Below are 23,814 nucleotides of genomic sequence, written 5' to 3'. Positions count from 1 at the left end.
CGGAGTGCGCAACCGTCTCAACAGTTTTTCAAAGAGCCGACTGAAGCTGCTACTCGGACTCTTTTTTCTCGCCCTGGCCATCCCGACCACGCTGCTGCTCTACAAGACCTTCGATCAGCTCAAGTGGGAGGCATTTCACCAGCACCAACAGTTCGCCGAGGAGCTGGCGCTTCGCATCGACAACCGTTTTCTGGCGGCAATTACTGCCGAGGAGGAGCGCAGCTTCGCCAACTACTCGTTCCTTAATATCGAGGGTGAACTCTCGGCCAACTATCTGCAGCGCTCTCCCCTCTCCGCCTTTCCGGTCTTAAGTGACCTGCCCGGCCTGATCGGCTACTTTCAGATCGACAGCAACGGCCTCTTCACCACCCCGCTACTGCCTAAGAGTGCAGCAGAGAGTCGCCGTTACGGCATCGATAGTGATGAGTACCAACAGCGACTCACCTTGCAGAACCGGATTGAGCAGATCCTCAGCGACAACCGTCTGGTCAAGCGCCGACGCATCGAACACGATCGTCAAGCACTAGCCGCAGCCAAACCGGCAGCACCGGCCGCAAGCGGATCGTTTTTCTCGCGTGAATATGAGGAGATGGTCGCCTCTCCCCTCTCCCCCCCTGCTGAAGCACCAACTCTCTCAAGCATCGACACGCGCAAAGGTGAGGCTAGCGGAAATGATCGCGAGATCGCGGCACAGGCTGCCTTCGATCAGCTCAACCGCACCTTAAGCTCGAAAAGTAAGGTCGCCCCCGAGAAAAAGCAGAGATCTCTCGGGCGCGTTGAAGACCTGAAACTCGAACAACGTTATCAGGGCAAGGATGAGTTAGAGTCGATTGGCGACAGGATTCAGCAACGTGCCCTGGCACCACGGCCACGCACGGCACGCAAAGAGTTGGGGGCACTCCCTGAGCAATCGATTATCAGTCTCGATGACGTTGCCGAATCGATCGATCGCGACGAAATAAGAGCACCGATTACCACCTTCGAAAGTGAAATCGATCCGTTTGAAATCAGCCTGCTCGATAGTGGTCACTTTGTACTTTTTCGTAAGGTGTGGCGCAACGGCGACCGTTATATCCAGGGTGCATTGATCGAACAGCAACCGCTACTCAAGGGGCTGATTGAGCCGATCTATCGCGAGACGGCCCTTTCAAAAATGAGCGATCTTGCCGTCGCCTATCACGGCGATATCTTCACCCTGCTCTCCAGCAGCACTTCTAACAGCTATCTGTCGAGGGGAGCTGGATTGAGGGGCGGGCTCCTCTACCAGAGCCGTCTCTCGGCACCGCTGAGTGAAATGGAGCTGCTCTTCTCGATTACCCACCTCCCCCCCCGGACCGGCAGCCGATGTGGTCTTCTGGATCGGTGCGGTACTCAGCATTGTGCTCTGCGGCGGTTTTCTACTGCTCTATCGTCTCGGTGCGGGGCAGATCGAGCTGGCGCGCAAACAGCAGGACTTTGTCTCTGCCGTCAGTCACGAGCTAAAAACCCCACTTACCTCAATTCGCATGTATGGCGAGATGCTGCGTGAGGGGTGGACCAGTGAGGAGAAGAAGCGCAGCTATTACGACTACATCTACACCGAGAGCGAACGCCTCTCTCGGCTGATCGATAACGTACTGCAACTGGCGCGGATGCGGCGCAACGATCTGCGTATCAAGCTACAGGCCACCACCGTCAGCGAGCTGCTTGATACCATCCAATCCAAGTGTGCGACGCAAATCGAAGCGGCCGGTTTCGAACTTGAGATCGGCCATGATGGTGAGTGCAACGGTAGTGTGATCGATATCGATCGAGATGCCTTCACACAGATCATCATCAATCTGGTCGATAATGCGATTAAGTTCTCGGCCAGGGCCGATAAACGGAGAGTCGAGATCGACTGCAAAAGACTACGCCAACAGCGTATCCAGTTCAGCGTCAGAGACTTCGGGCCCGGTATCGCACCCAACCAGATGAAGAAGATCTTCCACCTCTTCTACCGCAGCGAGAGCGAACTGACCCGCGAGACAGTCGGCACTGGTATCGGTCTGGCACTGGTGGAGCAGCTCTGTCGTGAGATGGGGGGTGAGATTGATGTAATCAATCGTGAACCCGGTTCTGAGTTCACTCTCACCTTCCACACTTCAACCACCTCACAAGTTAAATAAGTGGACTACTTGCTCGAAAGTGACAGCAGTTACGGGCGCGTTCCAGGTAAAGTCGCTGTCGTCTAAATTCTGCTCTCAACACTTTTCCAGGTGAGAGATAGCACCATGAAAAAAACCATACTCATAACGGGCTCGACCGATGGCATCGGCTTAGAAGCCGCGAGAATGTTCGTCTCTCAGGGCCATCATGTTCTGCTGCACGGACGTAACCCGGTAAAACTGCAGGAAGTGGAAAGCGAGCTCTCTGGATTACCCGGTGGTGGAAGTGTAGAAAGTTACCTGGCGGATCTGTCGCGCATGGGTGATGTAGAGACCCTGGCAAAACATATAATTGAGCGATCCTCCCAACTCGATGTACTGATCAATAATGCTGGAATATTCCGTACGACTGAGCCCACTACTCAAGACGGACTTGATGTCCGTTTTGTGGTCAATACGATTGCTCCCTATCTGCTGACGAAACGACTGTTACCGTTGATGACATCTTCCAGTCGGGTGATCAATCTCTCCTCTGCAGCCCAGTCTCCAGTCAATTCAGAGGCACTGTATGGTCGAGTTAAATTCTCGGATGAGCTTGATGCCTATGCACAAAGCAAACTGGCACTCACCATGTGGTCTCGCAGCATGGCGCTTTCGCTTAAAGATGGGGGCCCGATCATCATCGCGGTTAACCCTGGCTCGATGCTCGCTACCAAGATGGTAAAAGAGGGCTTTGGGGTGGCGGGTAATGATATCGACATTGGTGCTGAAATTCTTTTTCGCGTAGCGCTAACCGACGAGTTCGAAACGGCTACCGGGCAATATTTCGACAACGATAGAGGCCAGTTTTCTTCACCCCATCCAGATGCACTAAATCCACTAACAACCGAACCGGGGAGTCGCTATTTTTGCGGAAGCTTGTTTTGGGCCTCCAAGCCCAAGCAAGCGGCAAATACTTAACGCGACCGTTTATGCCTACGGCGCCCCGACCGTCCTGCGTACGTTGCGTAATCACCTCTTCGCGGCTCTACACAACTCCCTCAGTGACTCTACGCCGACATAAAGCCGCTGCTGCATCTTCTTCGTCGTCCGCTCGCGCTCTCAACTACGAATAGGCAGACGGCGTCGACTATCGGGGACTAACCGCCTTCGCTTCGCTATCCATGGCGGTCAGCGAGTGTTGTGCACGTTATCGAAGAGATTCTGGCTGAAATAACGCCATAAGATTACGAGTGCATAGCACTTAAGAACTACATGGCTGCAACAGATGGTGAGGTTGAGGAATCTACTTTTAGAACGAGATAATGAGACAGGTCCACTCTCATCATCACAATGTTTTCAATAACAGACTATTTAGATTTAGCCGACAGAACAGTTAGCACACAGTTTGGAGACCAGACTCACCTGTTGCGGGTAAGCATATCCTCGACACTCTGATAGGTCTCGACACCGATTGAGAGCGCCTTTGCATTGGCCTGGTAGCTGTTCTTCGCTTGAAGCAAGCCCGCCATCTCCTCGGCAAGATTGGTACCCGATGGCGCACCTGACGCAACCGGCGCGGTGCTCGGTGTTACGGCACCGACCTCAACACCACCACCCGCAGACTGAACCGACTCAACCCTCGATGGGGTAAACCCCTCAGTCGCGACATTGGCTATGTTGTTCGAACTATTACGCATACGCTCCTGCGCAACCTTCATACCGCTCAACGAGTTCGAAATACTGTCCATACCGCTCTCCAATACTCTTAGGTAGAGTATCGTCCACTTTTACCAATATAGAAGTGGTGACGGGGTGATCTGTGACCATGCTCACAGTTACACCCTCTAAAACGCCGAAACCGGGGAGTCGCTATTTTTGCGAAAGTTTGTTTTGGGCATCCAAGCCCAAGCAAACAGCAAAAACTTAACGCGACCATTTATGCCTACGGCGCCCCGACGTCCTGCGTACGTTGCGTAATCACCTCTTCGCGGCTCTACACAACTCCCTCAGTGACTCTACGCCGACATAAAGCCGCTGCTGCATCTTCTCCGTCGTTCGCTCGCGCTCTCAACTACGAATAGGCGACGGCGTCGACTATCGGGGACTAACCGCCCTCACTTCGCTCTCCATGGCGGTCAGCGTTGGACTGGCCGGACTGCGAAAACACCCCACAGGTGCTATGCAACTTCGGCGACTCTGTTAGACTCGTGCGCATGAATCGCACCCTCCTCACCGCCACGCTACTGCTAATCAGCGAGTCCGCATTGAGTGCGCCACCGCCTCAATATTGGCCACCACAGTGGCCCGGATACTGGCAGCCACAGCAATCCTTCTACCCCTCCCCAACAGCATCGGAACCCGCTGTTACTGATGGTGAGGGTGCTGAAATATCTCCTGCCGAATCAAGCAAAACCACCGAGGTGGCTCTACCCGACTCTGAAACCAACCACCAGCATGAGAAGGCACTACGAGCAATGCAGGAGGGAAACTACGCCGTAGCCTACTGCATCTGGGATCCAATGGCCGATGCGGGGGATGCCAAGGCACAGTTTAGTATCGGCTGGATGTTCCATAACGGCTACGGCCTGGCGATCGATAATCGTCAGACCCTTAAGTGGTGGACCCTTGCCGCTGAGCAGGAGTTTGCCAACGCCTCTTTTGCACTCGGCATGCTGCTAAGCCACGGCGACAATCAGGTTGAACAAGATCTACCTCTTGCCGTTGAACACTATCTCCAGGCAGCACATGCTGGACACGAAGATGCACAGTCGATGCTGGCCCACCTGATTCAGGATGAAGCTCGCAAGATGAAGCCGATCATTGCCGAATGGGGTACTAAAGAGTGGCTATTGCTAGGCAAGACTATCCGTATCAACGTCAAGCGTGCCAATGCGCGCACTCAGCCCACCCTCTCGAGTCGAGTGCTTACGGTGCTTGAAGAGGGAACAGAGTTGGTTCAGATCGGGAAGGAGCAGCGCTGGCGACAGGCTGCGCTACCTGAGAAGGGCGTTATCGTCTGGGTGCACGATTCGTTGATTGAGAAGCCTCAATCGAAAACGGGTAAATAACCGGTCAGCTGAACCAGACGAATCGGTCTTGGTTCGTTCTTCATCAAACGTCGAATGCGTTCAACATAGGCACGTGTCTCACGTGGTAGATACTGCTTGATCTGGTCCCACCCCTTCACGTCGCCTTTAACCCGCTTTAGTGCCTTCAATACTCGACCATAACCGGCGTTATAACTGGCGAAGGTGAGATAGAGCCGCTCCTGTTCGGGACGATCGCGCCACTTACGATAGATCTGACGGTCGTAGAAGATGCCCGCCGCAACGTTCCAGACTGGCGTCTCGAGTTCACCGAAGTGTGACTGGTCACGACGAATATCCTGATAGGTCGAAGGAATCAGCTGCATCAACCCTCGTGCACCCGAGCTGCTGGTTGCCTTGTAGTTAAGACCCGACTCAGCGATCGCCTGAGCCTTAAACCAGCGCCAATCGAAACTGGGACCAAAGTATCGTGCTGCATACTTTTTGAAGTACTCATCGTACTCGCTGCTCCAGACCGATGAGTCTACCGAGGGGTCGACACTTTTCGACGCCCACAGGGTGCTCGGAAGAATCATCAACAGTAGAAACAGAACACGCGTCACAACTCACACTCTCAAGAAACGAATGAGCATATTCTAATATTCTTATACCTATATTGCACGAACTATTTCCGACCAATCCAATCGGAGACTTTTGGTCTGTTTGAGAACTAAACCACAAGATATGGGAGCCGGGAGTCGCTATTTTTGCGAAAGTTTGTTTTGGGCATCCAAGCCCAAGCAAACAGCAAAAACTTAACGCGACCATTTATGCCTACGGCGCCCCGACCGTCCTGCGTACGTTGCGTAATCACCTCTTCGCGGCTCTACACAACTCCTCAGTGACTCTACGCCGACATAAAGCCGTTGCTGCATCTTCTCCGTCGTTCGCTCGCGCTCTCAACTACGAATAGGCAGACGGCGTCGACTATCGGGGACTAACCGCCCTCACTTCGCTCTCCATGGCGGTCAGCGAGGGCTTCACTCTGCCCCTCAGCTGACTATAGTTATTTAGACGCAGTTGAATCGGAAGGACGGTGACTATGCATGAGCTCTCCCTCTGCCGGGCCTTAGTTAGAGAGGTCGAAACGATCGCCAGTACTCATCAGGCGATTGCTGTCAGGTCGATTCTGATCCATCTGGGCCCCCTCTCCGGCGCTGAGGCTACGCGTCTTCGCAACGCCTATCCCGTTGCTGCTGCCGGGAGTATCGCTGAAGAGGCTGCTCTGGTGATCGAATCGACGCCGATCAGGGTTCACTGCCTGCACTGTGGCGAGGAGTCAGACACTCCCATCAATCAACTCACCTGTGGGCACTGCGGCAGGAATCACCCACTGCTCATCAGTGGTGATGAGATTGAACTGGTCAAACTGGAGTTTGACCTGCATATCCACTAAGGAGTCTCTGATTGATCCTGAACGGGATGATAGAAGATTCATCATTTTTAATGAAAGACGCAGATCGCAGTGAATAGCGGACTAGTCACAAGATTTGCGACGCAGCAACGGACGGTTTTGGTCTCATAGTGACCGAAACACGAATTGATCAGGGGTTCCCTAACTGCGATCAATCGCCAACCCAACCCCGCTGCCCCCAGCCATCTGTCGCTCGATGGAGAGGAATTGCCGTAACTGCTGCTGATAACGGGGCTGGGAGAGCATGTAGCCACTGTTGTGATCACCGCGCAGTTTGACAAACTGTTTGGGCTCCGTAGCCAGCTTGAAGAGATCGGCTCCGAGGCCAAAGGGAATGATCTCATCCTCAGGACTGTGCAACACCAACAGGGGTGCTCCCAATGAAGCGATACGTGCTGCACTGTCGAAGCGATAACGCAGGTAGACCAACTTGGTGAGAATCGGGAAATGGTAAGCCGCCAGCTCACGCATCGATGTGAAGGTCGATTCCAGAATCACCGCACGTGGATGCACCGCTGAGGCCAACTCGGTTGCAACCGCACCGCCCAGTGAACGTCCAAAGATAACCAGACGATCGGCTGTCACCCCCTTCTCACGCTGCAGGTAGTTCCAGGCCGATTTTGCATCAAGATAGAGCCCCTGCTCGCTCGGTTCTCCACGACTCTGGCCGTAGCCTCGATAATCGATGATCAGCACATTGAGGCCGAGACGATGGAAGATCGCGATTGAGTCGCGACGATGTGAGATGTTGCCACCGTTGCCGTGTAGAAAGAGCAGCGTCAGCTCAGCATCGCGTGCTGGCAGATACCATCCATGCAGATCGACACCATCCTCCGTCTTCAGTGCCACATCTTCGTAATCCATACGCCAGGCCGCTGGTGTATCGATCAACTCGCTGCTGGGAAAAAAGGTCATTGCCGGCTGCTGCAGGTAGAACCAGCCATTGAGTGCTGTCAAAGCCAACACAACTATCAGCGCACCCTGTAACAGCAGCTTCATGCCCTACCCCTTGAGACTCTTGGAGGCGATCTCAAAAACATCCTTGGAGAGCGATGGCTCCTCAAGGATGCGTGCCAGCTGTGACTTCATCGCCTCCTGACGCCCCTCATCATAGCGACGCCACTGTCCCAGTGGTGAGAGCATACGCGCCGCGATCTGCGGATTGAGCGAGTTGAGTCGAATCACCCAGTCGGCGAGGAAGCGATATCCTGATCCGTTAGCCTCATGGAACCGGACTGGATTTCGCATACAGAAGGTGCCAACCAACGAACGTACCCGGTTGGGATTGGTGAGATGGAAATCGTCATGGTTGGTCAGAGCACGCACCTGATCGAGCACACCCGGTATCGGTGAACTGGCCTGAACCGCAAACCACTTATCGAGTACCAGTGGATCCTCTTTCCATCTCTCATAGAAGGCTGAGAGCGCACTGTGCTGTTCCGGGCTACCGCTGTGTACCAGCGCTGTCAGTGCCGCCATCACATCGGTCATACTCTGGTCACGCTGGAATTGATTGAGTGCCATATTTCGCACCTCATCATTACCCAGCTCAACCAGATAACTCATACAGAGGTTACGCAGCCGACGTCGACCCATCGCTGCCGCGTCGGTTGAGTAGGGACCATCATCGGTCAGCTCATCGTAGCGTTTGATCAACGCCTCACGATGGGCAAAGGCGAGGCTGCGTCGCAGGTACTCTCGTACCACATGAATCGCCTGAGGATCGACTACCTCGACAAATTCCGCGACATAACCCTCGGCAGGCAGAGTCAGTGCCTCAGCCACCAGCGCAGGGTCGAGGGAGTGATCTGTCAGTGTCTTGCCAAAGGCGCTAGAGAGGGCATCATCAAGTGTCGGCTGCAGACCACTTTTCAATACCTGCAGCAGGCGCAGCATCACCTTCACCGAGAGCTGCTGCCCCGCATCCCAGCGGTTAAAGTCATCGCCGTCGTTACCCATCAGAAAGGCGAGTTCCTGATCACTCAGATCGAGCTTCAACTTCACCGGTGCCGAGAAGCCACGCAGCAGTGAAGGAACCGGCTCAGGGGGAATATTGATAAAGGTGAACTGCTGCTCTGACTCAGTCAGATCAAGCACCCGTTCAATACCACCCGCCTCCGCCTCACCCTTTAACTGTAGAGGTAACGGCTCACCATCGGTATCGAGCAGTGCCATTTTCAGCGGGACATGAAAGGGCTGTTTCTCCGACTGCCCGGCCGTTGGCGGGCAACTCTGTTTCACGTTCAGAGTGTAGTGCATCTGTTCAGCATCGTAGCTGCGTTCCACCACGATCTCGGGTGTCCCCGACTGGCTGTACCAGCGTTTAAACTGACTTAGGTCTGCACCGCTGGCATCCTCCATTGCCGCGATGAAATCCTCGGTGGTGACCGCCTCTCCGTCATGGCGTTCGAAATAGAGGTCACTCCCCTTACGGAAAGACGCATCACCCAGCAGGGTGTGGATCATGCGCACCACCTCAGCCCCTTTGTTGTAGACCGTCAGGGTGTAGAAGTTGTTGATCTCAACATAGGAGTCGGGGCGAACCGGATGGGACATCGGCCCCGCGTCCTCCTGGAACTGATGACCACGAAGAACACGCACATCATCAATGCGCTTAACCGCCCTCGCCGTCATATCGGCAGTGAACTGCTGGTCACGGAAGACGGTAAAACCCTCCTTGAGACTAAGCTGGAACCAGTCACGACAGGTGACCCGGTTACCCGACCAGTTGTGAAAATATTCGTGACCAATTACCGCCTCTACCCGGACAAAGTCGAGATCGGTGGCGCTCTCAGGCTGGGCCAGAACGAAACAGGAGTTGAAGACGTTGAGCCCTTTGTTCTCCATCGCTCCCATATTGAAGTCATCTACAGCTACGACCATGTAGATATCGAGATCGTATTCGCGCCCAAACATCTGCTCATCCCAGTGCATTGCCCGTTTGAGTGATGCAACGGCATGATCACACTTCGCCTCATTGCCGTGCTGGACATAGAAACGGATCGCCACCTCACGTCCAGATTGAGTCGTAAAACTATCTTCTACAGCGGCGAGATCACCGGCAACCAGTGCAAAGAGATAACTTGGTTTCGGAAAGGGATCGTGCCAGACCGCAAAATGGCGACCGTCATCGAGCTCGCCCTGCTCAAGCAGATTGCCGTTACTCAGCAGCACCGGATAACTCGCCTTATCGGCCACAATGCGAGTGGTATAGACCGTCAACACATCGGGGCGATCAGGGAAGTAGGTGATTTTACGAAAACCCTCCGCTTCACACTGGGTACAGAAGTTGCCGCTCGAAGTGTAGAGCCCCTCAAGGGCGGTATTGGCGGAGGGATTGATACGTGTAATCACCTCAAGAGTGAAGTTTGCTGGCGGCGAGTTGATCAGCAGTGCCTCATCTTCCAGGCTGTAATCAGCCTCTGTCAGCAGTTGATCATTCAGGGTGATTGAGATGAGCTGCAGATCAGCACCATCGAGACGCAGTGGTCGAACACCACCACTCTGGTCGTAGTCAGCGGAGATTGTCAGTGTCGAGGTGACTGTGGTCTCTTGTTCGGAGAGTTCAAACTGCAGTGAGAGCTGCTCAATACGATAGTCAGGGGCGGTGTAGTCTTTCAGATAGATTGTCTTGGGTGGGTGCTGCAGATCAGCCATTGGGCTCTCCAGGCTACTAAAACAGGTTAAATTTCCGACCATTATAGTGCGAAACAGCTCTCCGATGTCGGCCAAGATGCGATGAACTGGGATGTTTGACCGCAATAATTATGTGGTCTATAGATATAGGCAGACCGGTAACCAGCCGGTCAGGCTTGGTGACCACCGCCTTGCGTGGTGGTCATCGAAGCCTTTTAAAAAACAGTCAGACACAAAAAAGCCCGCACATCGCTGTGCGGGCTTTTTCTATGCGATGAAGCTCAGCTTACTTAGCAGCCTGGCGCTTCTGCATCATAGCCACGTACTCGTCGTGTGCCTTCTTCTGTGCTTCCATAGCAGCCTTCTGCTGGTCCATCATCTGCTTCTGGAAATCAGCAGCAGCCTTCTGCTGTGCTTCGATAGCAGCCTTCTGGTCAGCGCCAGGAGCAACAGGTGCGCCGTAAGGAGCGTAGCCGTAAGGCGCGCCGTAAGGAGCGTAACCGTTGTAACCGTTGTAACCGTTGTTCCAGCCGTTGTTGCCATTGTAGCTGTTGTAACCGTTGCCTGAACCGTTACCACGTGCGTTACCGCTCATGCCGAAGTTGAAGCCACCGTCGAAGTCGCCGTTACCAGCGCCGTTACCAGCACCGTAACCACTACCGTTACCATTGTTGTAACCGTTACCGTTGTTAAAACCGTTACCCCACCAAGCCTGTGAAGCGGTAGAAACTGCGAGAAGTGCGGTAGCAATCAGAATCTTGTTGAATTTCATTGTGTATCTCCTTAACTAGTGTTTAGTCTTTAACAGTGTGTGTTTTTCAAAATTTCTTTTTACTCCGTTGACTCCCCGGTTACTTCGATTTATCGATGTCCCTGAGCGCCAATGTGAATTCAGATTATTAGTATTTTCTAATATTGTCAACAACTGCAGCGCTAAAATCCTGACTGTCACGCATTAATTTGTTTTTAGTCGTAATTACAGCAAGTTAGAAATACTTATTTTTGTGTGGCTATAGATAATTTTTTTCTAAATGGGTGAATTTTGCGATAATTTCGCGATAATTTGTGTGTTTCGAGGAACTTTTAGTTACTCGTGAGATGCGATTTTCAGCAAAAGCGTTACTCCGTAGACGGGGCGCTCTGGATCAACCTTATCGATTATTACCACTCCCTCTCCACCCCCCATAAGCACACTGCGAAATTGCTGTGTGTCCATGCTTTCAGGCAGATAACCAACAACGTTGCCCTCCCTATATAGATAGATGCGCTGGTAACCCTGCGGCATCGTCTGATCGAGCAGCGGATAGAGCCGTTCACCCACCTGGAAGTGTTGATCGAGAGGTGAATGATATCCCAGATGTTGAGCGATACCCTGCAGGTGCAGTACCGGTGGAGTATTGATCTTACCGACAGCCCAGCCACTGCTGCTCAATAGAACCAGGACCAGTACCACTCTATATATAGTGTTATGAATCGCTCTCATGACCTCTTCTCCAACATTGAATGTATGGGAAGAAGTATCAGGTAGGTAGTAGCTCATAGGATGAGCCACTGGATCACGAACTCATTGATAGAGTGCTGCGCTCTTTTGCAACTGCGCATAAAGACGATCACGCAGTTGTTGCGGTTCCAACACCTCGGCATCGGGGCCGTGACGCAGGATATCCATAATCAACTCACGATCATCTGAGTAGGGAACCTTTAACAGATAGCTACCATCATCATCGAACTCACCCTGTTGATCGGGATGCCACGACTCCTGTGAGACCCAGCGTGCACGTTGCGGGCTAAAACGAATCAGAGCGGTCTCTGTTTTGGTTCCACTGAAGATACCGTATCCCGATCCCAGCATCTGATCGAGCGTTGTATCAGCAACCCGCTTCGATCTTTTATCCACTACCCGCGCAGATAAGATCGCCTCAACACCGAAGCTTCGAACCGCCTTACGTAGATGACACCAGCCATCGAGATACCAGTTATCACGGTAGTAGATCAGCCGCTGCGGTGAGACCTCGCGCTCACTCTCTTCACCACTGCTGCGATTGAGGTGTGTCAGCAATAGCCGCTTCTCAGCCAACAACGCACGGCTGACACTTTCAAAGCAGTCCAGATTGAGATGACGTTTGGCCATCTGCAGAATGCGAATTCGATTGCGAATCTGATCTGCCGAATAGTCGCCCTCCTCCAGCAACCTCTCGAGACGCTGTTGCAGCGGTGCAATATGGGGCGTTAGCAGGCCCGGCTGAAGATTCTCCAGCAGCTGCTGCATGGTCAGCAACGCATAGAGTTCTGAGGCACTGAACCAGAGTCCAGGCAGGGAGAAGTCACCGGCCGCTTCATCGTTTGTTCTGTCGAGTCGGTAGCCATGCAGCTCCCTATCCCAACTGATCGGCGCATTAAAGCGATCGCGCAGCACTTCAAGATCACGCTTAAAGGTTGCTGGAGAGACTTCCAGCGTATCGAGAAACTGCTCTCGAGTGACCAGGCGTCGGTTCTCAAGCAGCTGAATAATCTTATAGAGTCGTTCGGTACGATCCACACTTAGACCTCAATATTGGTTCTGAAGCACCCTTATACCCACTGCTTCGTCTATTGAGCGACAGGTCTGATGGGCATATCTTCGCTACCCAGAGTGATGGCGAGCATATCAGTCCGCTACAGCCACACCAATCAGCTCCGATTCAAACTGGGCTTTGATGTCACAATTACTTACTCTTAACCAGAAGCCCACTCGACTATCGCTCAACTATTCAGGAACTGAGAAGCGCATGACGCTCTACCCCCTACCCGTGAAGGAGAGCACTACCCGTTGGCGAACCAGGCTACTCGAGCTTCTTCCCCTTCAGGCGGAGCAGCGTACTCGCTCTGAGATTCACTTCTACGACACCTTTGACTGGCGACTCTATCGCGCCAACCAGTCACTACAGTGGCTAGAGGGTGAAAATGATGCCCGACTCATACTCTGTGAACGACAGCGCGGTGCACCTCGCAGCTCAATCCCACAGTCGACCCCACCGCCACGCTTTGCCAACGAGCTAGAAGCGAGTGCTCTGCAACGCGAACTCACGAGCAGACAGGGTCTGCGTGCATTCCTGCCGCTGGTAACGGTCGAACGATACTGCCATCCATTCAAGCAGATCGATAAGGAGGGTAAGACACGCCTACGCGTGACACTTGAGGAGCAGCGCATCTGTCTCGGCAACACCTCAAAACGACTTACCCTGCAACTGGTCGTCACACCATTGCGTGGCTATGAGAGAGCCGCCAAGCAGTGCGTCAAGGTACTCGAGCAGCAGCTCAAGCTCACCGCTGGCGACAACCGAACCCTACAACTTGCCCTGGCTGCCGTTGGCACCGAACCTAACCACCAGAGCTCCCGGCTCAACTTCGAACTCGATCCCAGCATGCGCTCCGACACCGCCTATCGCACCGTGCTGCTTAACCTGCTAGAGACAATGATCCGCAACGAACCGGGAACCATCGAAAATCTGGACAGTGAATTTCTACACGATTTCCGCGTTGCGATTCGGCGTAGTCGTTCACTGCTTGGACAGGCGAAACATATTCTGCCACCACATAGTCTGGCGCGATTTAAACAGGAGTTCTCCTGGCTCGGTTCGATCACCAGTCCGACACGCGACCTCGATGTTTATCTGCTGATGTTCGACAGCTATCGGCAGCGTTTACCAAAACGGCTGCGCGCCGACCTGGAGCCGCTACACACCTTTTTACAGCGTCACCACCAGAGCGAGCAGTCAACGCTGGCCATTCATCTCAGTTCGGCACGCTATCGCAACTTCAAGCAGCAGTGGCTGCGCTTTCTTAACAGTGCCCCTGCCAAGCGACCCGTAGCAAAACAAGCGTTAAAACCGATATCGCTATCGGCCCATCAACACACCTGGAAAATCTACCAACGCGTGATGCGAGAAGGTGCGGCCATCACCCCCCAATCACCGGCAGATGATCTGCATGAACTGCGAAAATCGTGCAAGAAGCTACGCTATCTAATGGAGTTCTTTCAGTCGATCTATTCTGCCAAGGCGATCAAACATCAGATCAAGGAACTCAAACGGCTGCAGGATAATCTTGGAGATTTCCAGGATCTTGAGGTACAGATCCATACCCTGCAGCGCTTTGGTTTAGAAATGCCTGAAGAGTTACAGGTGGAGCAGCGCCATCTGGATGCGATCGACAGGCTGCTATCCATACTCGAGGGCGAGATGCACGCAGTACGTACACGCTTTGAACACTGTTTCAGACGCTTTGCAGATCAGAAAAACCAGCAGCGTTTTTCACAACTCTTCCACTCCGATGGGCCCGCAGCGCAATGAAGACCATCGCCTGTTATAACATCAAGGGCGGCGTGGGAAAGACGGCCACCGCTATCAACCTCTCCTACCTCTCCGCCCTTGAGGGACACTCAACGCTGGTTTGGGATCTCGATCCGCAGGGCGCGGCCAGTTTCTACTTCCGTATCAAGGCAAAGATAAAAGGTGGCACTACTGAACTCTTCAAACGCCGCAGCCGTCTGCAACGAGCGATCAAGGCGACCGACTACGAGGGGCTCGATCTGATCCCAGCCGACTTCTCCTATCGCAACCTCGACCTGCTACTGGAACAGAAGAAGCATTCGGGCCAGCAGCTAGGCAAACTGCTCAAGCCAATACATTCAGAGTACGACTATCTCTTTCTCGACTGTCCCCCCAGCATCTCGCTGGTCTCCGAGAACGTCTTTGAGATGGCCGATCTAATACTGGTGCCAACGATCCCGAGCACCCTTTCGTTGCGCACACTTTCTCAACTTCAGAAGTTCTGCAGCAACAACGGCTACAACAAGGGGAAAATCGTGCCCTTCTTTTCGATGGCCGACCTACGCAAAACCCTGCATCGAACCATTCTTGAGCACCCACCGAAACGGGGTGAGCCGATGCTCAATCGGCATATTCCCTACGCCAGCGAGATTGAGCAGATGGGTGTTAAACGTGCGGCTGTCGAAACCTATGCCCACAGCAGTAAAGCCGCAGCTGCATACCGAGCCCTCTGGAGTGAACTCAAGCAGCGCTATTTGTAGCCTCTAGCTGACGCGCTCGCACCAGTGAAAGGAGTGTCGCCGAACCTTGCCACCCTTGCGACGATTCAGAATTAGCCATCTTTAGTCTCGCCACTGTCGCTGTTGGCAGCAGTTTGCCATCTTCGCTATCGGGTTGAATGCCATCCAGCAGATGAATCAGCAGCTCTTCCAGGCCTGGATTGTGCCCGACCAGCATCACGCGTTGGGCATTTACGGAACTCTCCGATAACAGCCGCTGACCGCCATGGAGAGCGAAGTGAGGGCGGTTAGTCCCCGATAGTCGACGCCGTCTGTATATTCGTAGTTGAGAGCGCGAGCGAACGACGGAGAAGATGCAGCAGCGGCTTTATGTCGGCGTAGAGTCACTGAGGGAGTTGTGTAGAGCCGCGAAGAGGTGATTACGCAACGTACGCAGGACGGTCGGGGCGCCGCAGGCATAAACGGTCGCGTGAAGTTTTGCTGTTTGCTTGGGCTTGATGCCCAAAACAAACTTTCGCAAAAATAGCGACTCCCCGGTCTAGCAGTGTATTGAGATCAGCCAGATAGAGCCGACCGTCATTTACCACTACTGACGTTTTGAGTCCCATCGCCGCCGCACAGCGTCTGGCCGTGGCATCGGCACGAACCGCCGGTGAGGCGATAATGAGATCGGGAATCAGATCGTGATCACGCAACCACTGACCAATACGAGTCGCTCCGCGCCGTCCTCGCTTTTTCAGAGGGCGATTGAAATCTGAACTGGAAACTCGCCAGTCCGATTTACCGTGTCGTAGCAGTAGTAACTCTTCCAAAACGTTTCTCTACTCTCTATATCCGCTCTTTTCCTGCTGAGTGTAAACCGTCAGTCACAGAGTCGTTCAGCCGATCGATCAGATGGTGGTTATCCTTGAGAGGACTATTCACATCACGTGATACCGGATAGATCTGTAGTTCACCCACAAACGGTTGCAGGATCTGCTTCACCTGATCAGCACGCTGCTCTTCTGGATCGAGCCAGGCGGCAAAGGCGTCGGGCTGAAGGATCACCGGCATACGATCGTGGTAAGGCTTCATCTGCTCATTAGCCGTGGTTGTCAAAATCGTGCACGACTCCACCACGCCACTGCCATCTTTAGGCTCCCAGTGCGCCCAGAGTCCTGCAAATCCAATTGGGGTACGATCCGGCAGACCGATCCAGTAGGGCTGTTTTCCCTGTGCTGTCTGCTGCCACTCATAAAAGCCATCGGCCGGTATCAGGCAACGCTTGCGTCGAAACGCCGAGCGAAAAGCGGGTTTATCGGCCACGGTTTCAGCACGTGCATTAATCAGATGGTTGGCAATCTTCATCGAATCGGCCCAGGAGGGGATCAGCCCCCAGTGGGTAAAATCGAGCTCGCGCCCTACCCCTCTAACCTGACGAATGGTGGCAATCGACTGGCCGGGTGCAATATTAAACCGTTGTTCAAAACCGGCGGGCACCCTGTCGAGGTCGAAATAGTCACTCAGAAACTGCGCATCAGTAGATAGGGTAAAACGACCACACATTGGCACCAGCCTCCTGGTCATCTAATAAAATATTGCTACACAACAACACCGTCATAGGGCTTCCATCAGTTAAATAGCATTTAATTATCTGCTGAACTATTACTACAACCTACTGAATTGGAACCAATTAATCACTAGTCTATTGATAATTTAGCCGATATACTCAATTGAGTTATAGACTTAGTCTTATTATTATAATAATCAACAGGCATCCGATTTTATGTCCCTGCTTAAAAACGGAAACAAGCGCAATCCGCCTAGTCTGCGTACGAGATACATCGCTCTTACGCTGCTGCTCGGTCTGCTTGTCATCTCAATCGTGCTGTTTTTCTACAGCGATGCGGTGTCGACCAAACGTCAGGTTACCGATGAGCTGGTCGGCCTCAATGCAAAGCTAAATAAGCTTGATGGTGTGCGCAGCAATCTCAATGAGATCTACCGAAACATCGATCTCTTTCTGCTAGACCCTACACAGGGTAACCATGCGGAAGTCGTCCACCACCTAATCTCAGACTCCATTATCTACACCCGTCAACTCAACGAGGAGTTCCAGAGCGAACGAAGTGGCCTGGCAAGTACGGCTTCTGCACTGGGTGAACAGCACAGTGCACTGCGAATCAGCGTCGCAGATCTGATCGACTCGAGAATGGACGTCAACCGTCAGTATCCCGGTCTGGCGCTCTCTGCCAATGAGATGTCGTCACCACAGCAGGGCGTTAGCAACTCCTTTCTTATCTTGATTGCAGAGATTGAAAACGGTGATTTCGAGCCGAAATCTGTCGAGCTATACCCGATGCTGCTCAAGACCCGCTCACTCTGGCTGAGCCAGATCTCGCAGATGCGAATCTACCTCGCAAACCGCTTTGCCTCATTCTCCAATGAGATTCTGGTAACCCAGGCCGAATCACTCGATGACCTGCATCTGACATTTCTCAATAATGTCGACACCCTGGAAGCACTCTATGCCAATGAGGATAGCTTCGAGGGCCCCGATATTGTTGCCATGATTGCGAATGAATCTTCTGAGTGGATCAATATTTTCCAACAGGTCAGAAAAATATCCGAATCGGGAAAGTGGCGTAGCGACAGTCACATCATGAAGAGTAATCTGATCCCGTTGACCGATGATATCTCTGCCTCAATCCTATCGATTGAGAATCTGCTCCAAACTCAGGAGCAAAGCGTCGCAGAAAGATTGAGGAAAAACACCGAGACGCTGAGTACGCTGCTGTTTACCATCGTCTTGCTCTTTCTACTCTATATATCGGCCATCCTCTTCTCGCTCGAATGGATGGTCTTCAGACCCATCTCCAGTGTTGCGATGGCCCTCAGATCAAAGGCCTTCAATATCGAATCACCTGAACTGGTCGTTAGTAAGTCTCGTGAAATTGACTATCTCGTTGAGGCCTTTCATCAAATGGACGAGCAGGTCAATCAGCGTGAGAATGCACTGGAACATCAGGCACTTCACGACCATCTGACCGGCCTACCGAATCGTTTCATGCTCAACCAACGCCTCGAGTATCAACTACTCACCTCCGAGCGAAACCAGAAAACATTCACCCTCTTCCTGATGGACCTTGATCACTTTAAGGATGTAAATGACTCCCTCGGCCACGCCACGGGAGATATGTTGCTCATCGAGGTGGCTAACCGACTAGCCACACAGGTTCGCAAGACTGACACCGTCGCGCGACTCGGTGGTGATGAATTCGCCATTCTCCTTCCCGATACCGGCAGAGACGAATCTGAGCTGCTCGCGAAATCGATCTTTGAGTCTATTACGGCACCCTTCTCTATCGGTGAACAGACGATAAACGTTGGCGTGAGTATCGGTATTGTCAGCTATCCCGTTGATGGCAACGATGTCATGAGCCTGCTACAACACGCCGATATCGCAATGTATATAGCCAAGCGCAATCGCACCAGCTTCTCCCACTACGACGCCAGCGAAGATCACCACAGCCTGAACCGACTCGGTCTGATTAACGATCTTCGCAAAGCGCTGACAAACGATAGCCTGGAGCTCAATTTCCAGCCGCAGGTCGATGTCGATGGTACAACGATCACCGGTGCCGAAGCGCTGTTACGCTGGAACCATCCGCTACACGGATTTATCCAACCCGACAAAATCGTCGAATTGGCTGAATATGTCGGCATCATCCATCAGCTCTCGTTCTGGGTACTCGACAATGCCATTGCCCAGTGTAGCCAGTGGCATCAGCAAGGCATCTCGATATCAATCGCGGTGAATCTATCGGTACAGGATCTTGCCAACCCGTCACTTTGTGATCAGATCGGCCAGCTACTTGATCGCCATCAACTGCCCAGTGAGCAGCTCACTCTGGAGATCACCGAAAGCGGCATGATGGAGAATCCCGCCCGTTCAATTGAGGTACTAAAAGTACTAAGTAGCATGGGCATCAACCTCTCAATTGATGACTTTGGTACCGGCTTCTCGTCCCTCGCCTATCTCAAACAGCTACCCGTCAATGAGTTGAAAATCGACAAGTCATTCGTGCTCGATATGGACAGTGATGAGAGCGATGCGGTCATCGTCCAATCGACTATCAACCTCGGCCACAACCTCGGTCTTAGGGTCATTGCTGAGGGTGTTGAACACGCGGGGCTGCTCAAGATGGTCAGATCATTTGGCTGTGACCAGGCTCAAGGCTATCTCTTTGGTAAACCGCAGGACAGTGTGCAGTTCACCGATTGGCTGACTCGCAGTGCTCAGCATGAGGCCGTGTTGAGTCAAAAAGTAGGGACAAACAATCATTAACTCCCAGCAAGGCTCACACTACGTAAGCAATTACTTACAGATCAAGTAGAAATCCTTACCTTGCTGAGGGTAATCCATACAACTACTGTAAGCTATTACCAAACCACAGGGATGATAAGGCCATGAGCTGCCAGGACTGTCCATTAAAACGAGAAGATGTAATCACCATGCACAGCGAGAAACTGTGCGAAAGATGTAAATCCGGTTCACCCCACAACCTACTGCTCTACGTCGGCAATAGTCACGGAAGTTACGATCTATTGATGTCGGGCCACGACGACGACTGTTTTCAGAAGGTGATCAAGCGTCTTATTGAGGCGTGTCTCTCATTCAAACTCTTCGGTTTTAACGATGACAGTTACAACGTGGTGCGGCAGTGGCAATCGAATGGATCGGAAGAGTTTGCAGCTAGCGCCTAGCATTTCCCTAAGAAGTTAGAGAGATATATAACGGCAGAACTCTGACCATGCCCATCAGTGGGCCATCATCACACCATCAATTCACCCTTGTTCAGATAACTAAATAGCTCTGGATAGCGCGTAGCGATATTTGGATCCAACAGTGGATCTTCATCATCTGGCAGTGCTCCGGCAGCAATATCGAAGTCCTCATCCTTCAGCTCCTCCTGCAACAGAGGAAATGCCATCCGGCGCTGACCGCCATGGAGAGCGAAGTGAGGGCGGTTAGTCCCGATAGTCGACGCCGTCTGCCTATTCGTAGTTGAGAGCGCGAGCGAACGACGGAGAAGATGCAGCAGCGGCTTTATGTCGGCGTAGAGTCACTGAGGGAGTTGTGTAGAGCCGCGAAGAGGTGATTACGCAACGTACGCAGGACGGTCGGGCGCCGCAGGCATAAACGGTCGCGTTAAGTTTTGCTGTTTGCTTGGGCTTGGATGCCCAAAACAAACTTTCGCAAAATAGCGACTCCCGGTCTTCGAAATTCATATGATTTCGCTGATGAGAGATCAACTCCCTACCCGCTTCGATGAGCCGATCGATAGAGTCATTATCACCACCATCGGCACTATCAACAGCCTGAAGCATCTTACGCGTCAGATCGACCACAATCAGATGCTGTCCCAATAGCTCTTCCATCTCGTCATGTCCCCGGTCGGTACGAGCCAGTAGAACCTGATAGAGATGATCCTCAATGGGGTGGTGAATTTTGTCGGTGTACTCCCGGACGTAACTGACAATCTCACTCATCAGCTTTGCAGGCAGTGGTTTGGTGAATTTAAGCACCTCCAACTGCCCCTCAAGAATATCCATCAAACGATTAGAATTGAGGTGATCCCGATAGAGTCGCGCCAAAGTCTTATGCATTAAATATCATCCTTAAACCCATTTATCTTACCAACGACCTTAGACCATCTTTGCTGCGCAATACACCCCAGTCACACTCGGGGAGTCGCTATTTTGCGAAAGTTTGTTTTGGGCATCCAAGCCCAAGCAAACAGCAAAACTTAACGCGACCGTTTATGCCTACGGCGCCCCGACGTCCTGCGTTCGTTGCGTAATCACCTCTTCGCGGCTCTACACAACTCCCTCAGTGACTCTACGCCGACATAAAGCCGCTGCTGCATCTTCTTCGTCGTTCGCTCGCGCTCTCAACTACGAATATGCAGACGGCGTCGACTATCGCGGACTAACCGCCTTCGCTTCGCTATCCATGGCGGTCAGCGAGGGAAAAACAGAATGGATCTTTATCAATTCTTGGTGAAAGGTTCCAAATACCCCTCACTGATCAACACACTCTTAATTTCAGGCTCAGTAAGCAAGACAGCATTGGTCAGACCACCGAAGTTATGAATAAGCACCTGAGACCGGCAAAGAAGCAGATAATCGAGCATTACGCCTTCGAGCGCGCCCTTTCGATCTCTCTCAATGAAGTTTGGCATCAGCCACTTTCGCGGCCCTCGTCCTTCAACGACACCTCCTTCATCTCTCAGTACCTCGGCTGAAACTACATTGTGAAACTGCCCACGTATATCGTCGACAAAAGCCTGTTCATCGCTAGCCACAAAGATAACCACATCGGTATCAGAATCGATATTTGATATCTCATCCCTGATCACACGATGGAAGCGCTCGTAACTGGGGATCGTGCGGCGACTGTCGTGCCGTGCGTCTGTCCCTCTAAACTGAACGCCAATTACTCGCTTGCCTTTGAAATGATCGGCAACAAAGGCATCTCGCTTCTCCAGAAGCCCTCGGTTAACCTTTATATATCGCCCAATGACCTTGTTCGCCCGTTGACGATCACTATCGGTAGGGATCTGCTTGTGAGAAATATGATGCTCAGCAGAGGTTGAATTGAACAGAGGATAGTAGGAAGCACTCCAGAACAAGCCGCTATCAACGCGGTAGATAGATCCAAAAAGATCCCAAAACCTCATCTGTTTAACTCTACGGCCATAGTGCTTTTGCACACGGCGTAGTGATACCTCAACACTGCTGTCGAGACCATTCAAACTTTCGAAACACTCATCCCATGTATTTGTGCCAGTGAAGTAAGCCTGATGACCACTAAAATCAACAACCACATCACACTGCAACGACTGCTCCTCCTTGCACAACAGCGTATTGATGACCTGCAAGAACAGAGAAAAAAGTCCAACATCCCTCTCCTTGATAACAAGCAGTGGTCGCTCTCCCTGAGCCTCGACAAACTTTTCAAACTGACAATCTACGTTTTTCTGTGATTGACGAAGGGATAACTTCTTGTTATTCCGAGTTGGCCAATATCGCTTAAGCGCAGACATATACGGTGCAACAAGTTGATTCATTCACTCTCCTACATTCCAATTGCTATCACCTCTTCACAACCAGATTATTGGACGCCTCAACATGGTCGGCAAAACCGGTACCCGCCTCCGTATAGATGTTGAATACCGCCGTCGCCCCAGCCCTTCGCAGCACGAGCTCCTCATCAGGGAATTTTGCAGTTGCCGCAACACGCCCCGAGAATGAGATATCACGCAGTTGGCACAGCGCATCGAGATTTGCCTCTAGATTGGGAAGCGCCAGCATAACCAGCTGAATGGAGTGGTCCTGTTCAATCTTCTCCCAGAAGTCGGCATCACTCGGATCGCCATGTAACACCTTGCGGTCCTCCTCCTGGTGACACCTCACCACATCGGCATCAAAGTCGATGCCGACCACGATGTCACCATGCAGTTCGCGCATCTTCTCATAGGCACCGCTACCAACTCGCCCCATGCCAAAGACCGCTATCGTCGCTCCAAGCGTATCGAGCAGCCGATCATCGGCCAGACGTTCATCTCGCTGGAAGCGCATCCAGAAACCACGCAAACGACTATAGATCTGATCGTCGCTGCTCGTGAGCGGTGCTGCGACGACAAAGGAGAGAGAGAGTGCGATAGCGATCACCACCAGCCATTCGCTATCGAGCCATCCGCTGGAAACACCAATAGCTGCCACGATCAGACCAAATTCGCTGTAGTTGCTCAGGTTCAACGTCGCCAGCAGTGAAGTACGCGCGCGCAGCTTGAAACGGGTCATCAGCCCATAAAAGAGCGCCGACTTTACAAACATGAACGGCACCAACAGCGTACCGATAATCAGCGCCTCCAGCGTCAGCTGCCCCGTCATGCCTATTGAGAGGAAAAAACCGACCAGAAAGAGATCCTTGAAACCGAGCATTGTCTTCGAGAGTTCGATCGACTTGGGATGGCTTGATATCAAAACGCCCATAATCAGCGCCCCCAGATCATCCTTCACCCCACCCAGTTCAAACAGCTCCGCACCACCGAGCGCCAGTACCAGCCCATAGAGAATCAGCAGCTCACCGTGGCCAGTCTTGTTGAGCAGATAATGAAACAGCGGGCGCAGCGGAATCAGTAGGAACAGCAGCAGTGCCCAGGGCGAGGGAATCTTGCCGGTCGAGGCGGCGAGGAAGATCACCGCTGCCAGGTCCTGCATAACCAGGATGCCGATAGCAATGCGGCCATGCAGTGAGCGCATCTCGCCCTTCTCTTCCAGCGCCTTGACCACAAAGACTGTGCTAGAGAAGCTCAGCGCAAATGCGACCATCAACGTGGTCTTGAAATCGAGACCGGCAAAAAGTGGTGCGCCCAATAGCACCAGAACAAAGATTGCAGCACCGAATAGCGCAATAACCAGCGAAATATGGATTAGCGTGACCGACCAGACCTGCGGTCTGATCAGCATCTT

At 52.5% G+C, this 23,814-nt stretch carries 26 protein-coding genes; 12 read left to right on the top strand and 14 right to left on the bottom strand.

Translation table 11 applies throughout. The annotated features are described in order from the left end of the window. The first annotated feature begins 4 nt into the window (after window positions 1-4). The 4 genes from HUE57_RS11510 (at window position 5) to HUE57_RS11500 (ending at window position 3,241) form a co-directional block, all read left to right on the top strand. Window positions 5-1,528, top strand: coding sequence for a hypothetical protein (locus HUE57_RS11510; RefSeq protein WP_236725751.1), 1,524 nt, complete (start codon window positions 5-7; stop codon window positions 1,526-1,528). Further along, window positions 1,506-2,147, top strand: a complete 642-nt coding sequence (locus HUE57_RS19125; RefSeq protein WP_236725752.1) for a sensor histidine kinase — start codon at window positions 1,506-1,508, stop codon at window positions 2,145-2,147. The genes HUE57_RS11510 and HUE57_RS19125 overlap by 23 nt, the downstream gene beginning before the upstream one ends. Window positions 2,148-2,252: 105 nt before the next feature. Beyond that, window positions 2,253-3,086 (top strand): SDR family NAD(P)-dependent oxidoreductase, encoded by an 834-nt coding sequence (locus HUE57_RS11505; protein WP_174673215.1) that lies wholly within the window; start codon window positions 2,253-2,255, stop codon window positions 3,084-3,086. Continuing rightward, a complete protein-coding gene (locus HUE57_RS11500; protein WP_174673214.1) occupies window positions 3,035-3,241 on the top strand; it encodes a hypothetical protein in 207 nt (68 codons plus the stop codon). The genes HUE57_RS11505 and HUE57_RS11500 overlap by 52 nt, the downstream gene beginning before the upstream one ends. A gap of 285 nt (window positions 3,242-3,526) precedes the next feature. Here the strand turns inward: HUE57_RS11500 and HUE57_RS11495 are convergent, their stop codons facing one another. Then, entirely contained in the window at window positions 3,527-3,856 is a 330-nt protein-coding gene (locus HUE57_RS11495) for a flagellar basal body rod C-terminal domain-containing protein (protein WP_135622415.1), read from the bottom strand. Between the two features lie 465 nt (window positions 3,857-4,321). Between HUE57_RS11495 and HUE57_RS11490 the strand changes: the two genes are divergently transcribed. Next, on the top strand, window positions 4,322-5,176 hold the full coding sequence (locus HUE57_RS11490) for a tetratricopeptide repeat protein (RefSeq protein ID WP_172840354.1): 855 nt from the start codon (window positions 4,322-4,324) through the stop codon (window positions 5,174-5,176). Here the strand turns inward: HUE57_RS11490 and HUE57_RS11485 are convergent. Beyond that, on the bottom strand, window positions 5,155-5,757 hold the full coding sequence (locus HUE57_RS11485; RefSeq protein ID WP_135622416.1) for a transglycosylase SLT domain-containing protein: 603 nt from the start codon (window positions 5,755-5,757) through the stop codon (window positions 5,155-5,157). The genes HUE57_RS11490 and HUE57_RS11485 overlap by 22 nt on opposite strands. Window positions 5,758-5,901: 144 nt before the next feature. Between HUE57_RS11485 and HUE57_RS11480 the strand changes: the two genes are divergently transcribed. Together HUE57_RS11480 and HUE57_RS11475 are read left to right on the top strand one after the other, a co-directional pair. Continuing rightward, window positions 5,902-6,039, top strand: a complete 138-nt coding sequence (locus tag HUE57_RS11480) for a hypothetical protein (RefSeq protein WP_174673213.1) — start codon at window positions 5,902-5,904, stop codon at window positions 6,037-6,039. Between the two features lie 197 nt (window positions 6,040-6,236). Beyond that, window positions 6,237-6,590 carry a hydrogenase maturation nickel metallochaperone HypA/HybF gene (locus tag HUE57_RS11475; protein ID WP_078484632.1) on the top strand — a complete coding sequence of 118 codons (354 nt, stop codon included), beginning with the start codon at window positions 6,237-6,239 and terminating at the stop codon, window positions 6,588-6,590. 159 nt (window positions 6,591-6,749) lie between these two features. Here the strand turns inward: HUE57_RS11475 and HUE57_RS11470 are convergent, their stop codons facing one another. From HUE57_RS11470 to HUE57_RS11450, 5 genes are all read right to left on the bottom strand, one after another. Next, window positions 6,750-7,607 carry an alpha/beta hydrolase gene (locus HUE57_RS11470; protein WP_078484633.1) on the bottom strand — a complete coding sequence of 286 codons (858 nt, stop codon included), beginning with the start codon at window positions 7,605-7,607 and terminating at the stop codon, window positions 6,750-6,752. 3 nt (window positions 7,608-7,610) lie between these two features. Continuing rightward, on the bottom strand, window positions 7,611-10,265 hold the full coding sequence (gene pepN, locus HUE57_RS11465) for an aminopeptidase N (RefSeq protein WP_078484634.1): 2,655 nt from the start codon (window positions 10,263-10,265) through the stop codon (window positions 7,611-7,613). Window positions 10,266-10,530: 265 nt separating this feature from the next. Then, window positions 10,531-11,016 carry a sulfur globule family protein gene (locus HUE57_RS11460; RefSeq protein ID WP_172840355.1) on the bottom strand — a complete coding sequence of 162 codons (486 nt, stop codon included), beginning with the start codon at window positions 11,014-11,016 and terminating at the stop codon, window positions 10,531-10,533. A 315-nt stretch (window positions 11,017-11,331) separates the two neighbouring features. Then, window positions 11,332-11,727, bottom strand: a complete 396-nt coding sequence (locus HUE57_RS11455; RefSeq protein WP_135622419.1) for a hypothetical protein — start codon at window positions 11,725-11,727, stop codon at window positions 11,332-11,334. Window positions 11,728-11,808: 81 nt separating this feature from the next. Continuing rightward, entirely contained in the window at window positions 11,809-12,783 is a 975-nt protein-coding gene (locus HUE57_RS11450) for a helix-turn-helix transcriptional regulator (protein WP_078484636.1), read from the bottom strand. A 157-nt stretch (window positions 12,784-12,940) separates the two neighbouring features. Between HUE57_RS11450 and HUE57_RS11445 the strand changes: the two genes are divergently transcribed. Together HUE57_RS11445 and HUE57_RS11440 are read left to right on the top strand one after the other, a co-directional pair. Further along, complete coding sequence (locus tag HUE57_RS11445) at window positions 12,941-14,575, top strand: CHAD domain-containing protein (protein ID WP_078484637.1); 1,635 nt, start codon at window positions 12,941-12,943, stop codon at window positions 14,573-14,575. Next, window positions 14,572-15,315, top strand: a complete 744-nt coding sequence (locus HUE57_RS11440; protein WP_078484638.1) for a ParA family protein — start codon at window positions 14,572-14,574, stop codon at window positions 15,313-15,315. Before HUE57_RS11445 ends, HUE57_RS11440 begins: the two co-directional genes overlap by 4 nt. A gap of 210 nt (window positions 15,316-15,525) precedes the next feature. Here the strand turns inward: HUE57_RS11440 and HUE57_RS11435 are convergent, their stop codons facing one another. From HUE57_RS11435 to HUE57_RS11425, 3 genes are read right to left on the bottom strand one after another with little or no spacing between them, the layout of a single operon-like run. Beyond that, entirely contained in the window at window positions 15,526-15,804 is a 279-nt protein-coding gene (locus HUE57_RS11435; RefSeq protein ID WP_174673212.1) for a hypothetical protein, read from the bottom strand. Next, window positions 15,714-16,106: a SixA phosphatase family protein gene (locus tag HUE57_RS11430; RefSeq protein WP_174673211.1), complete on the bottom strand. Its 393-nt coding sequence runs from the start codon at window positions 16,104-16,106 to the stop codon at window positions 15,714-15,716. Before HUE57_RS11430 ends, HUE57_RS11435 begins: the two co-directional genes overlap by 91 nt. A 16-nt stretch (window positions 16,107-16,122) precedes the next feature. Beyond that, on the bottom strand, window positions 16,123-16,839 hold the full coding sequence (locus HUE57_RS11425; protein ID WP_174673210.1) for an SOS response-associated peptidase: 717 nt from the start codon (window positions 16,837-16,839) through the stop codon (window positions 16,123-16,125). A gap of 220 nt (window positions 16,840-17,059) precedes the next feature. On the opposite strand from HUE57_RS11425, the gene HUE57_RS11420 reads away from it, so the two are divergent. After that, window positions 17,060-19,621 carry a putative bifunctional diguanylate cyclase/phosphodiesterase gene (locus HUE57_RS11420; protein WP_078484642.1) on the top strand — a complete coding sequence of 854 codons (2,562 nt, stop codon included), beginning with the start codon at window positions 17,060-17,062 and terminating at the stop codon, window positions 19,619-19,621. Window positions 19,622-19,788: 167 nt separating this feature from the next. Then, a complete protein-coding gene (locus HUE57_RS11415) occupies window positions 19,789-20,040 on the top strand; it encodes a hypothetical protein (protein ID WP_078484643.1) in 252 nt (83 codons plus the stop codon). A gap of 68 nt (window positions 20,041-20,108) precedes the next feature. On the opposite strand, the gene HUE57_RS11410 is transcribed toward HUE57_RS11415, so the two are convergent. Continuing rightward, entirely contained in the window at window positions 20,109-20,267 is a 159-nt protein-coding gene (locus tag HUE57_RS11410; RefSeq protein WP_174673209.1) for a hypothetical protein, read from the bottom strand. 64 nt (window positions 20,268-20,331) lie between these two features. Further along, window positions 20,332-20,943 (bottom strand): hemerythrin domain-containing protein, encoded by a 612-nt coding sequence (locus tag HUE57_RS11405; protein ID WP_174673208.1) that lies wholly within the window; start codon window positions 20,941-20,943, stop codon window positions 20,332-20,334. A gap of 103 nt (window positions 20,944-21,046) precedes the next feature. Here HUE57_RS11405 and HUE57_RS11400 point away from each other — a divergent pair, with 103 nt between their 5' ends. After that, a complete protein-coding gene (locus HUE57_RS11400; protein ID WP_174673207.1) occupies window positions 21,047-21,340 on the top strand; it encodes a hypothetical protein in 294 nt (97 codons plus the stop codon). Here HUE57_RS11400 and HUE57_RS11395 read toward each other — a convergent pair. Both HUE57_RS11395 and HUE57_RS11390 read right to left on the bottom strand, forming a co-directional pair. Beyond that, window positions 21,327-22,406: an O-fucosyltransferase family protein gene (locus HUE57_RS11395; protein ID WP_174673206.1), complete on the bottom strand. Its 1,080-nt coding sequence runs from the start codon at window positions 22,404-22,406 to the stop codon at window positions 21,327-21,329. The two genes, HUE57_RS11400 and HUE57_RS11395, sit on opposite strands and share 14 nt — an antisense overlap. A gap of 25 nt (window positions 22,407-22,431) precedes the next feature. Then, complete coding sequence (locus HUE57_RS11390; protein ID WP_236725753.1) at window positions 22,432-23,811, bottom strand: cation:proton antiporter family protein; 1,380 nt, start codon at window positions 23,809-23,811, stop codon at window positions 22,432-22,434. Window positions 23,812-23,814 lie beyond the last annotated feature (3 nt).

Source organism: Candidatus Reidiella endopervernicosa (assembly GCF_013343005.1).
Lineage (GTDB): Bacteria > Pseudomonadota > Gammaproteobacteria.
The sequence above is the reverse complement of the archived record's forward strand: the minus strand, read 5'-3'. Positions and strand labels throughout refer to the sequence as shown.

What these genes read in the sequence shown, in the direction of transcription:
- HUE57_RS19125 (WP_236725752.1), top strand. Translation starts at nt 1,506, where the DNA reads ATGTATGGCGAGATGCTGCGTGAGGGGTGGACCAGTGAGGAGAAGAAG.
- HUE57_RS11395 (WP_174673206.1), bottom strand. Translation starts at nt 22,406, where the DNA reads ATGAATCAACTTGTTGCACCGTATATGTCTGCGCTTAAGCGATATTGG.
- HUE57_RS11490 (WP_172840354.1), top strand. Translation starts at nt 4,322, where the DNA reads ATGAATCGCACCCTCCTCACCGCCACGCTACTGCTAATCAGCGAGTCC.
- HUE57_RS11420 (WP_078484642.1), top strand. Translation starts at nt 17,060, where the DNA reads ATGTCCCTGCTTAAAAACGGAAACAAGCGCAATCCGCCTAGTCTGCGT.
- HUE57_RS11455 (WP_135622419.1), bottom strand. Translation starts at nt 11,727, where the DNA reads ATGAGAGCGATTCATAACACTATATATAGAGTGGTACTGGTCCTGGTT.
- HUE57_RS11410 (WP_174673209.1), bottom strand. Translation starts at nt 20,267, where the DNA reads ATGGCATTTCCTCTGTTGCAGGAGGAGCTGAAGGATGAGGACTTCGAT.
- HUE57_RS11440 (WP_078484638.1), top strand. Translation starts at nt 14,572, where the DNA reads ATGAAGACCATCGCCTGTTATAACATCAAGGGCGGCGTGGGAAAGACG.
- HUE57_RS11405 (WP_174673208.1), bottom strand. Translation starts at nt 20,943, where the DNA reads ATGCATAAGACTTTGGCGCGACTCTATCGGGATCACCTCAATTCTAAT.
- HUE57_RS11475 (WP_078484632.1), top strand. Translation starts at nt 6,237, where the DNA reads ATGCATGAGCTCTCCCTCTGCCGGGCCTTAGTTAGAGAGGTCGAAACG.
- HUE57_RS11425 (WP_174673210.1), bottom strand. Translation starts at nt 16,839, where the DNA reads ATGTGTGGTCGTTTTACCCTATCTACTGATGCGCAGTTTCTGAGTGAC.
- HUE57_RS11460 (WP_172840355.1), bottom strand. Translation starts at nt 11,016, where the DNA reads ATGAAATTCAACAAGATTCTGATTGCTACCGCACTTCTCGCAGTTTCT.
- HUE57_RS11505 (WP_174673215.1), top strand. Translation starts at nt 2,253, where the DNA reads ATGAAAAAAACCATACTCATAACGGGCTCGACCGATGGCATCGGCTTA.
- pepN (WP_078484634.1), bottom strand. Translation starts at nt 10,265, where the DNA reads ATGGCTGATCTGCAGCACCCACCCAAGACAATCTATCTGAAAGACTAC.
- HUE57_RS11445 (WP_078484637.1), top strand. Translation starts at nt 12,941, where the DNA reads ATGTCACAATTACTTACTCTTAACCAGAAGCCCACTCGACTATCGCTC.
- HUE57_RS11390 (WP_236725753.1), bottom strand. Translation starts at nt 23,811, where the DNA reads ATGCTGATCAGACCGCAGGTCTGGTCGGTCACGCTAATCCATATTTCG.
- HUE57_RS11470 (WP_078484633.1), bottom strand. Translation starts at nt 7,607, where the DNA reads ATGAAGCTGCTGTTACAGGGTGCGCTGATAGTTGTGTTGGCTTTGACA.
- HUE57_RS11415 (WP_078484643.1), top strand. Translation starts at nt 19,789, where the DNA reads ATGCACAGCGAGAAACTGTGCGAAAGATGTAAATCCGGTTCACCCCAC.
- HUE57_RS11495 (WP_135622415.1), bottom strand. Translation starts at nt 3,856, where the DNA reads ATGGACAGTATTTCGAACTCGTTGAGCGGTATGAAGGTTGCGCAGGAG.